Genomic DNA, 10,411 nt, shown 5'->3' with positions numbered 1-10,411 from the left:
TAAAGCCGGAATAGCCGTGATCTCATTCGATTTTTTGTCAACTTTAACTTGTCCTAAAACTAATCTTTGACTGGTCGCCCAAGCACTGACCATATGAATGGCTTTTTTATTTCCTCCTCGATCGTAAGAATGGCGAAGAGTTTTTCCATCAAGTGCAATTACTTCTCCTCTCCTTTAAGCAGCTAATAGATTGAATCCAACTCAAAAAACATTTCTGAAATTGTTCCGGATTCAGGCGAGAAAATACTCGCGCAATTGTGTCATGGGAAGGTATGCCATTCGGTAATTCTAAAATTTCTTTTAACCATTCATATTTGGCTCGCCCATAACTTTCGATATCCACCCATGTATCAGCGCCGCAAATCACGGCACAAATTGAGAGGGTGATAATATCAATTAATTGATGATGTCTCGTCCGCTCGACTCTTGGATCTTCTAGGTCATAAAAATGGTCGGCGATGGTAATTTTAGGTTTGAGTTTCATACAGGTAAACCCTAATTAAATAATTTGTAGTTACTCAACGATTATTCTCCAATATACCATATTCTGCTAATCTAAAGTTTAGATGCGTTCGCCCTGATAGCACTGTAGATTTCGATCGCGATGTCAAAGTTCCTAATTATGCGCGTTCTGGAATTCAGGAAGTATGGCTGTGGGATCTTGAGGAAAACTGTTTGGAAGTTTACCGCCAGCCGACGATAAATGGCTACACTTCAATACAAAAGTTTGAACGCGGACAACAAATTTCGCCGCTGGCTTTTCCCGATTTTGTAGTGAGTATTGATTTAATCTTGGGTTAGGCTGACTTTTATCTTATTTTCGATTCCCACTCCCAATTACCAAAACCTTAGACTTACTATATAATTAATTTAACTCCTCAAATCAGCGAAAGTTTTATGACTGTTGCTAAACCATTTGAATTGGGAGTCACCCATCTCCCAGACCACACCGAACTGCCAGAGTCTGACGGTACTTTTGTGAAAAACTTTCAAGAACTGCCTCAAAGCATTATTCTCACCGATTCCCTGCGGCCTGTATTGCAAAAAATTCACCCTGACGGACGGTACCGCATCGGTCAAGATTGCGGGATTTATTGGCGTTTAACTGACCCTCCCGAACGCGGCGCCGAAGCACCAGATTGGTTTTACGTCCCCAATGTACCGCCACTTTTAAATGGTCAGGTGAGGCGTTCCTATGTATTGTGGAAAGAATACGTTGCACCGCTAATTGCAATTGAATTTGTGTCGGGGAACGGTTCAGAAGAACGAGACAGAACTCCACCGCCAGATCCAGATAGAGAAGAACAACCAGAACAAAAACCTGGCAAATTCTGGGTTTACGAACAGGCGATCCGCATTCCTTTTTACGGGATTTATGAAGTGAAAAAAGCGGCTGTAGAAATGTATCATTTAGAAGACAACCGCTATCAGCGCCTGAGTCCGAACGATCGCGGACGCTATCCGATTCCCCAGCTTGGAGTTGAATTGGGAATCTGGCAAGGGGAATATGATGAGATGAATTTGCCTTGGTTGCGTTGGTGGGATAGTGAAGGCAATTTGTTATTAATAGGGGAGGAACGTGCTCAACAAGAAAGCCTTCGCGCTCAACAAGAAAGCCTTCGCGCTCAACAAGAAAGCCTTCGCGCTCAACAAGAAAGCCTTCGCGCTGACGAAGAACGACTTCGGGCAGATCGTTTGGCAGAAAAGTTGCGCCAAATGGGCATTAATCCCGATGAATTGTGATTGTTTTGTTAGTTGTTGAATTCTGGGTAATCGCTCTTTTTTTATGACAGAAATATCATAAATTGGGAAAGGACGATTACCTATGGGATAGCTGCGCTTTACGACCATTGATAAATTGCAAAATTAAAGATATTTAATTTTTAATAAAAATTCTTAAAATTCTTGAAAAATTATATATTTGTGGAATTTTTTATAAAGATTTAATCTTTGCCCAACGTAAGTGCTAGTATCATAAGCCTAAAGCTAGGGGTGCCCGCAGATCCGGGCTGAGAAAACACCCTTAGAACCTGAGTCTGGGTAATACCAGCGGAGGGAAGCTGTTTATGAAGGACATTAAGATATGCGTACCGAATGGATCGCTAAGCGTCAGGGTCACAGCAACGTATCTCAAATGCACTACGCCCGTCAAGGTGTCATTACTGAGGAAATGGACTTTGTTGCTAAGCGAGAAAATCTCCCAGGAGAACTGATCCGCGCCGAAGTAGCGCGGGGACGGATGATTATTCCCGCTAACATCAATCATACGAATTTGGAACCAATGGCGATCGGCATTGCGTCTAAATGCAAAGTCAATGCTAACATCGGTGCATCTCCGAACTCTTCCAATATGGAAGAAGAAGTTGACAAGCTTAAACTAGCAGTTAAATACGGTGCTGACACCGTGATGGACTTGTCCACCGGCGGTGGCAATTTGGATGAAATTCGTACTACGATTATCAAAGCTTCACCAGTTCCTATCGGCACTGTACCAATTTACCAAGCTCTAGAAAGCGTGCACGGTAATATGGAAAGTCTGACGGCGAATGACTTCCTGCATATCATTGACAAACACGCTCAACAAGGCGTAGATTACCAAACAATTCACGCCGGAATTCTGATTGAGCATTTGCCGTTAGTCAAAAATCGGCTGACTGGGATTGTTTCTCGCGGCGGCGGTATTTTGGCGCGGTGGATGCTACACCACCACAAACAAAATCCTCTCTACACTCACTTTAACGACATCATTGAAATCTTCAAGAAATATGATGTTTCGTTTAGTTTGGGAGATTCTTTGCGCCCCGGTTGCACTCACGATGCGTCGGATGAAGCTCAATTAGCTGAACTCAAAACTTTGGGACAATTAACTCGCAAAGCTTGGGAACATGATGTGCAGGTAATGGTGGAAGGCCCGGGCCACGTACCTATGGATCAAATTGAGTTTAATGTCAAGAAACAAATGGAGGAATGCTCGGAAGCTCCTTTCTATGTTTTGGGGCCGTTGGTGACTGATATTGCACCAGGATATGACCACATTACCTCAGCGATTGGGGCGGCGATGGCTGGTTGGTACGGTACTGCTATGCTGTGCTACGTGACTCCTAAGGAACACTTGGGATTGCCGAATGCTGAGGATGTCAGAAACGGGCTGATTGCTTACAAAATTGCGGCTCACGCTGCGGATATCGCGCGCGGCCGTAAAGGTGCGCGAGACAGAGACGACGAACTCTCGAAGGCGCGTTACAATTTTGATTGGAACCGTCAATTTGAGCTATCGCTCGATCCTGAAAGAGCAAAGGAATATCACGACGAAACTTTGCCAGCAGATATCTACAAAACTGCGGAATTCTGTTCGATGTGCGGGCCTAAGTTCTGTCCGATGCAGACTAAGGTTGATGCCGATGCTTTGACTGAGTTGGAGAAATTTCTTGCTAAGGAACCTGTAGCGCTAAGCTAACTATATTGCTAGGGCGGGCGGATAAATTCGCCCACCCTTCCCAATTCAAAAGGCACTAACTTTTTGTTTGGTAGAGGACAAAATATTCTGCATAACTTCTTTCGCCACAGCTTTTACCACATTAATACTGACGCTATTGCCCAGTTGATAGTAAGCTTTATCATCATTGAAATGCAGTACAAAACTATCGGAAAAACCTTGTAACCGTGCGGCTTCGCGGGGAGTAATTCGCCGGACTCTATGGTTGTGATAAACACCTAATTTATTTGCATCGCTGGCAACAAGTGTTACAGAAATCTTCTGCGGATCTAGAAATTTATAGACTTCAAAGGAAAAGTTACCCGATACAGGTTTATACAAATCATTGTTGCGCTGTAGGTACTTCTTGGCAACCAGTAAATCCAGAATTTCATCAAGATTGGGATGAGCAAAAAAAGTAGCGATTTGTTCTTTAGTTAAAAGCTTCCCATCTTGGTGATGTCCAAATTCTTTATTGCGCCTTTTCAATATAAAACGATTCATCAACTCAATTTCATCTAAACTGCACTGGCCTCGCAAACCCAATTCCCAAGAATGAATCGAATTGCCGCCACGATAGTCGATTAATCGGATTCCGTGCAAGCGATTTAAATCATTGTTAACGATTGGTTTCAATGCCTTGACAAATTCTGGCGAGCAATCATATTTTTGGTCTGGATTGTCTTCCAAAATATCTGCAACTGCGACGGGTTTACTCAACGGGGAAAATAAGGATAACTGTTGATGGTTGCAGGAATGGGAATCTTTTGGGCCTAAGTCGGAAATTAACCCAAATTGGGGCGAAGCATTTAAAATTCCTACTAGGTAAACTCGGACGCGGTTTTGGGGTAAACTAAAGTTGGAGCTGTTGAGTATAAAGTAATCGAAGCTGTAACCTCGATCGGTCATTTCGCTTTTTATAGTTTCTAGGGTTTGTCCGCTGTCGTGGGAGACGAGTCCTCGCACATTCTCAAAAATAAATGCTTGAGGCTTGAAAGTGTCAATCAGCCGTACAATCTCGAAAAATAGTGTGCCTCTGGTGTCTCCAAAGCCTGCTTTTTTGCCTGCGTAGGAGAAGGATTGGCAAGGAAATCCTGCTAGTAAAATATCATGTTCTGGAAGTTGGTCAATTAGTCGGATGTCGCCTGAAGGTGTGTCGCCAAAATTGGTCTGGTAGACTAATTGAGCATCGGGATTGATTTCGCTACTTAATACGCATTCTGTTTCCAGATTCAAGGAATGTGCGGCGGCTTCAAAGGCTAATCTCATGCCGCCTATTCCTGAGAATAAGTCAATGAAACGGATTTTTTGCATGGCGATTTTAGGTATCCGCTCAATAAATCGGGGTAGAGTACCGTGTTGGAAACGATTTTGCGATGTTTGAGTCTCATCATTAAGTGATTTCCCCCGATTTATTGAGCGGATACTATTTTACCATGCTGTGCCTAGATTGTGAACCTTCTTTTTTGCTGTTACCCCTATTTATTGAGCGGATATCTTTTTATCATTTCTCCCCCAAAGTCCGCCAGTACAATTAAATCCTTCAGGAACATATTTCCTGAAAGTGTTGAAGAGTTTACTATTTGAAATAATCCGCTTAACTCTGAAACAGTGACGCTAAGAATAGCAATAAATTGATCTTGAGTTTCTATCAATTTTGGTATAACACTGAGTTATGCTTCCTTTTGAGATAAGTCGGAAGGCGAAAACATCGAAGCTAACTCACGGATTTCTTCAACTGTTCTTCTGTAATTGTGAGTTGACATTTTGGGTTGTCTGTGGTAATGAGTGCTGTGAATTTGATGCGATCGCCCGCCGTTCTCGCTATTAAATGTTCGGCGGCAGTTGACGCGATTTTTTAGGCTAGGAGATTGGCGATCGCACTTTTACCTATTGCTTGCTACTAATCCATTCCTTGAGATCGGCGATCGTAAAAACAGCCTGAAAATCCAATCCCTGCTCGCGATATAATTGAGCTCCACCTTGCTCTCGATCGATCAGCGACAACACGCGATCGACTTTATAGCCAGCACCCCGCAGCCTCTCCACCGCCTGCATCGCCGACTTACCCGTCGTTACGACATCTTCCAACACCGCCACATTCGTCCCTTCAGGCAACACAGGCCCCTCAATATACGCCATTGTCCCGTGTCCCTTCGTCTCTTTGCGGACAATTAGCGCCGGAATCGATCGACCTTCCAGAGCCGAAACCACACTCACAGCAGTTACAATCGGGTCAGCACCCAACGTCAAACCGCCCACAGCCTGCACTTGAGGTGGCAGCATCGAGAAGAGTACGCGCCCCGTCGCCAAAGCACCTTCAGCGTGCAAAGTCACCGGTTTGCAGTTGATATAATAAGAACTTTTCTGCCCCGAAGACAGCACAAAGTCGCCCTCGCGGTACGCAAACTCGCACAATAAATCCAAAAGTCGATCGCGCAACACCTTTAAATCAGCAGCATCCATAACTTAACACCTTGTAGAAAACGCAAATAATCCGCCGATAATCAGTCTATATTGGAACCGTAATTAATCTAGAAGCTGAAATTTATGAGTCAAAAGTTAAAAAGCCTCAGCAGTGCGTTGATTCTCGCTGTCGCCTCTGCCGCACTGGCATCCGTCAAACCTGCTCAAGCAGATACAGCCCGATTTAGCCCCGTTGGTGACAACTTCAACCGACAATTCTTTGAAGCTTCAGGAGACTTTTATCACAACGTCAGCTTGCAAGGTTACATGGGCGACTATCTAGGAATTGGTTCCCCCAGCGGCGTAGTTGCCTTTCCCGAAAAAGAAATCGAGCGCGATGCCAGTCGCGTCAGCGGCCTCTACCGACGAGTAATGCAGCGGCAGGTTTCCAGCGACCCTATTCTTCGCGTTCCCGATGCCACCAATCCCTTTGATGCCTCAGTTATGGCCTTGCCCGCAGCCTGCCAGGTAGCACCTCAACCGAGCGGCTGTTTCGCTCCTGGGAGCCGAGTCCAAGAACCGTTTGTACCGCGGCAGCAGCAAGAGTCGGAGGCAGTACCAGGCCCGGTTAGAGGACTGTACAATGTATCACCGGCTCGTGGAAATTAATTAGCGATGAGAAAATTGGTTTGTAGTAAGGACTTTAGTCCTGATTTACTCAAACTCACAGATAAGGACTGAAGTCCTCACTACGAACCTTGATTACTGATGAGAAAATTGGTTTGTAGTAAGGACTTTAGTCCTGATTTACTCAAACTCACAGATAAGGACTGAAGTCCTGACTACGAACCTTGATTAGCGATGAGAAAATTGGTTTGTAGTAAGGACTTTAGTCCTGATTTACTCAAACTCACAGAAAGGACTGAAGTCCTCACTACGAACTTACTGATTGTGAAACTATGCTGCCGTCAGGCATGATTGTCCCTTGCAAATGAGCGCCGTCGAGATTAGCTCCAGCCAAATTGGCTCCTCTGAGATTTGCCCCTGTCAAATTCGCCCCTCTCAAATCAGCTTTACCGAGGTTTGTCCAGCGGAAATCGGCAGCACTCAAGTCCGCAAAACTAAGATTTGCCCTAAAAAGATATGCTCCCGTGAAGTGAGCTTCCCCGAGGTTAGCTTTAGAGAAATTGGCTGCGTAAAAATGTGCTTCAATCAATTCGGCTTGATTGAGATTGGCTTGACTGAGATTAGCATGATTGAGGTTCGCGCCGATCGCATTAACTCGAAACATTGCCGCCCCGATTAAATTCGCATCTCCTAAATCGGTTTGTTGGAGAATCGCACCACTGATGTCCGCCCCAATTAAATTAGCCCCGCTCAAATCTGCCCCCCGGAGGTCGGCCGCTCGGAGATTTGCTCCCGTTAAATTAGCTTTAACTAATTTAGTATCGAGGAGTTGTGCTCCAGCAAGATTTGCTAAACTGAGATTAGATTCAGCAAGGTTTGCTGTAATTAATTTAGCCTTAAACAAGTCTGTTTTAAAAAGGTTACACCGCCCAAGATACGCACCTCTAAAATTTGCTTCAGCGAGGTTAGCTTCGCTCAGATCCGGTTCGAGGTTTGGGTTGAGATTTCTCCATTCAATCCAAGTAACTGCACCTTTTTTTAGCAGCGCTAAATGCTGTGTATTTGCCATAATTGCATCTCCTATAACCCCTATTCCTTGCGACCAAAAATTGCTGGATTTTCGCGACCAGATACGCTTTCCACCGCCGCAATTGCTGCCTGGGAACCTGCTATAATATCTCGTTCTGCTCCGCCGAGGTAAAGCCGTCCGAAACTACCGACAGCCTGAACTTCTAAGATGTTAATAGATGCACCTTTTTCTGCTTCATTGGCTGCCAGCGCTGCATAGGCGGCCGGTTCTACTTCTAAGACGTAAAGCGTTTGTCCCGCCAGCAGCAACTGTCCGCGCCTGCTGCGGTTGATTAATTGGGTTTGGTGGGGGTCGATGTTGCGAATAATTTGACTGGAAATGACTCGCGGTTTGATACATTCTTCTCTACGGACTCCGATGAATTCTAGAATTGCTTTGCCTGCGGCCCTGGTTTCGCCCTGCTGGCCCGAGTGTACTTCCAGCAAGCCGTACAGGCGCTCGACTATCTGCACTCCAGGGCGCACGGAGGCTGATTTGAGGGCGACATCGGTAATTCGGTTAATTTCGATGCCAGGGGAGATTTCTATCCACAGCGACGCATCCCCCGGCAGTGGCAAGAATCCGGCGGCGACAGTGCCTATGTATGCTGCGTGCTGTGGCTGCAAGTTGTCTAGAAATACGTAGCTGCGTAGCTCTATTCCCAATTTGTTTTAATCTCCGTCGATCGAGCTTTTGTTGTCTGTGCAATATCTGAGTTTACCTTTTTTTGTCAACAGTACATTGTCTGTATGATTTTTGACGGTTGACGGTTGACGGTTGACGGTTGACGGTTGACGGTTGACGGTTGACTGTTTGAACAATACCGATGCGGCCGGAAACGATATGAGATACACCCCTCGAAGTGACGTTTTGGGCTTTGCGAGCTATGTTTAATTTCGTATGACCACTAAAAATTTGATATCAATCTGTAGTAATAGCTGGAGTTAATCAATCTTTACTGCTACAGGTGGATTTAACTTTGAAAGGCGATCGATATAGTGATGATAGTTAAAGATTTTTGCCAACAGAGAGCATTTGAATTATGAAACGTTCTGACTTATCCAAAGCAATCGGTGCAGGTATTATCGCTGCTGGTCTAGCCATTGTGCCAGCTAACTTGCCTGCTTCGGCTCAGACAAATACAACTCCGGGTACTAACAGCAGAGATACTACCACTACCACTACTACTCCTCGCTCTGGTGTCTACAGTGCTGAGAACGATCGCGATTTTGATTGGGGATGGTTGGGCTTGCTCGGCTTGTCCGGTTTGCTCGGTTTAATGCCCCGCAAACGCGAAGAAAATGTCCGCTATACCACTACAACTGGCGATCGCGATCCAGCAGTTCGTACAGATTACCGCTAATACTAGGGTATAACGGGCTGTGGGCATGATGCAGGGACAGGATGTTTTAACCTGTCCGAATAGCGCCAACAATCATCAAAAAACCTCCATCTGTGAGGTTTTTTTATTGGATACGATCGGCAATCAATTGGTTCGTGGTGAGGACTTTAGTCCTCAGGAATGAGAATTAAATAACTTACAATTTTATGATTCTTGTCCTTTCTTGACGGGCGGGACGCCCATCCCACAAATATGTGTAAATTATTTAATTTTCGCTCCTCAGACCGAGAGAGGACTAAAGTCATTACTACAAAACTATTTTATTTGTTTCTTCTTCTTCTTCTTCTTCTTCTTTTTCCTTCGCGTTCTTCGCGCCTTTGCGGTTCGTTAAATAAAGATTTTTAGCAGCAAAAAATAGTTTAAATTAAAAAATGTTTTTGCCCGATCGCTCCACGAACACATCCAACATCGCCTGCACCAACTTGTCTGGATCTAAAGGCTTACAAATGTGCCGCTGGAACCCCGCAGTCAGGGCTTGCTGGTAGTCAATTTCTCCAGCATAGGCGGTAAGGGCGATCGCGGGAACCAATCCGCCTTGCTCCGGCGGCAGAGCCCGCACCTGCCGCAGCAACATATAAGGGGCTTGCGATTAAATATAACCCCAGTTATCCTAGAAGAGTAGGAAACAAAAAATCTGACATAAGCGGTTGTTACTTCTGTAATTGGGATGCTAGAAATGATCTTGAGTGAGCCAGTGAAATTAACATTCAAAGATGCGGCAAAAAAACTGACAGGCTATCGCCGTCGAGACTTTATGGCAAAAGTGGCTGAAGACTACTTTAATGCTTGGGCCCGCAAAGTAGAAACATTTATGGGGTGGAACCGAGACAGTGTTCAACTAGGCTTACATGAACGACAAACCGGGTTGATTTGTGTGGATAATTACCGGGCACGAGGGCGACATAAAAGTGAAATTTTGCTGCCCAACTTAGAAGCCGATATTCGTTCTTTAGTAGATCCAGAGTCCCAGGCAGACCCCAAGTTTCAATCGACATTTTTGTATGCCCGGATCACGGCCATGGCGGTACGAGCGGCATTAGTGAGTCAGAAGAACTACGACAGTGAGCAATTACCTTCTCGTCAGACAATTGGCGCGATTTTAAATCGAATGGGGTATCGCCTAAAAAAACACAAAAAACCAAGCCCTTGAAAAAAATTCCCGAAACTGATGCGATTTTTGAGAATGTATTGAAGGAGAATCAAGCCTCCAATCTAGATGTCAAGTCTCTGCGAATATCAATTGATACCAAAGCGAAAGTAAAAATTGGCAACCTGTCACGGGGAGGTAAAGCCAGAACCATCGAACCGAAATCGGCTGACGATCATGATACCGAGTGGCAAGCTGTATTAGTCCCCTTTGGCATTCTTAACACTCAAAGTGATCAACTATCGATTTATATGGGACAGTCCGCTGAAACTACAGATTTTATTG

The 10,411-nt window shown here is 44.9% G+C and carries 10 protein-coding genes, 2 pseudogenes and 1 riboswitch; of the genes and pseudogenes, 6 read left to right on the top strand and 6 right to left on the bottom strand.

Going from position 1 to position 10,411, the window contains the following annotated elements; translation table 11 throughout:
- Positions 1-484, bottom strand: a pseudogene (locus tag JGK36_RS31905) (ISAs1 family transposase); the annotation flags it as partial.
- Positions 485-537: 53 nt separating this feature from the next.
- Here JGK36_RS31905 and JGK36_RS31900 point away from each other — a divergent pair.
- The 3 genes from JGK36_RS31900 (at position 538) to thiC (ending at position 3,457) form a co-directional block, all read left to right on the top strand.
- Positions 538-801 carry a Uma2 family endonuclease gene (locus JGK36_RS31900; RefSeq protein WP_293198428.1) on the top strand — a complete coding sequence of 88 codons (264 nt, stop codon included), beginning with the start codon at positions 538-540 and terminating at the stop codon, positions 799-801.
- A 96-nt stretch (positions 802-897) separates the two neighbouring features.
- Positions 898-1,743, top strand: coding sequence for a Uma2 family endonuclease (locus JGK36_RS31895; protein ID WP_293185906.1), 846 nt, complete (start codon positions 898-900; stop codon positions 1,741-1,743).
- 235 nt (positions 1,744-1,978) lie between these two features.
- Positions 1,979-2,075: riboswitch (TPP riboswitch) on the top strand.
- Between the two features lie 8 nt (positions 2,076-2,083).
- Complete coding sequence (gene thiC, locus JGK36_RS31890; protein WP_293198426.1) at positions 2,084-3,457, top strand: phosphomethylpyrimidine synthase ThiC; 1,374 nt, start codon at positions 2,084-2,086, stop codon at positions 3,455-3,457.
- 45 nt (positions 3,458-3,502) lie between these two features.
- On the opposite strand, the gene dcm is transcribed toward thiC, so the two are convergent.
- A complete protein-coding gene (gene dcm / locus JGK36_RS31885; RefSeq protein WP_293198424.1) occupies positions 3,503-4,789 on the bottom strand; it encodes a DNA (cytosine-5-)-methyltransferase in 1,287 nt (428 codons plus the stop codon).
- A 576-nt stretch (positions 4,790-5,365) separates the two neighbouring features.
- Positions 5,366-5,941 carry an orotate phosphoribosyltransferase gene (gene pyrE / locus JGK36_RS31880; protein WP_293185903.1) on the bottom strand — a complete coding sequence of 192 codons (576 nt, stop codon included), beginning with the start codon at positions 5,939-5,941 and terminating at the stop codon, positions 5,366-5,368.
- A gap of 84 nt (positions 5,942-6,025) precedes the next feature.
- On the opposite strand from pyrE, the gene JGK36_RS31875 reads away from it, so the two are divergent.
- Complete coding sequence (locus JGK36_RS31875) at positions 6,026-6,550, top strand: hypothetical protein (protein WP_293185901.1); 525 nt, start codon at positions 6,026-6,028, stop codon at positions 6,548-6,550.
- A 265-nt stretch (positions 6,551-6,815) separates the two neighbouring features.
- Here JGK36_RS31875 and JGK36_RS31870 read toward each other — a convergent pair whose 3' ends face one another.
- Positions 6,816-7,577, bottom strand: a complete 762-nt coding sequence (locus JGK36_RS31870) for a pentapeptide repeat-containing protein (RefSeq protein WP_293185900.1) — start codon at positions 7,575-7,577, stop codon at positions 6,816-6,818.
- A gap of 20 nt (positions 7,578-7,597) precedes the next feature.
- The gene (locus JGK36_RS31865; RefSeq protein ID WP_293151824.1) at positions 7,598-8,242 is read right to left on the bottom strand and encodes a hypothetical protein; all 645 of its coding nucleotides are present in this window, start codon (positions 8,240-8,242) and stop codon (positions 7,598-7,600) included.
- A gap of 377 nt (positions 8,243-8,619) precedes the next feature.
- Here JGK36_RS31865 and JGK36_RS31860 point away from each other — a divergent pair, with 377 nt between their 5' ends.
- Complete coding sequence (locus JGK36_RS31860; protein ID WP_293185898.1) at positions 8,620-8,940, top strand: WGxxGxxG family protein; 321 nt, start codon at positions 8,620-8,622, stop codon at positions 8,938-8,940.
- 403 nt (positions 8,941-9,343) lie between these two features.
- Here JGK36_RS31860 and JGK36_RS31855 read toward each other — a convergent pair whose 3' ends face one another.
- A complete protein-coding gene (locus JGK36_RS31855; RefSeq protein WP_293185897.1) occupies positions 9,344-9,553 on the bottom strand; it encodes a hypothetical protein in 210 nt (69 codons plus the stop codon).
- A 93-nt stretch (positions 9,554-9,646) separates the two neighbouring features.
- Between JGK36_RS31855 and JGK36_RS34050 the strand changes: the two are divergent.
- A pseudogene (locus JGK36_RS34050) lies at positions 9,647-10,411 on the top strand (ISAzo13 family transposase); the annotation flags it as partial.

The sequence above is a fragment of the Microcoleus sp. PH2017_35_SFW_U_B genome, assembly GCF_020737865.1.
In the GTDB taxonomy this organism is placed as follows: domain Bacteria; phylum Cyanobacteriota; class Cyanobacteriia; order Cyanobacteriales; family Microcoleaceae; genus Microcoleus.
The sequence above is the reverse complement of the archived record's forward strand: the minus strand, read 5'-3'. Positions and strand labels throughout refer to the sequence as shown.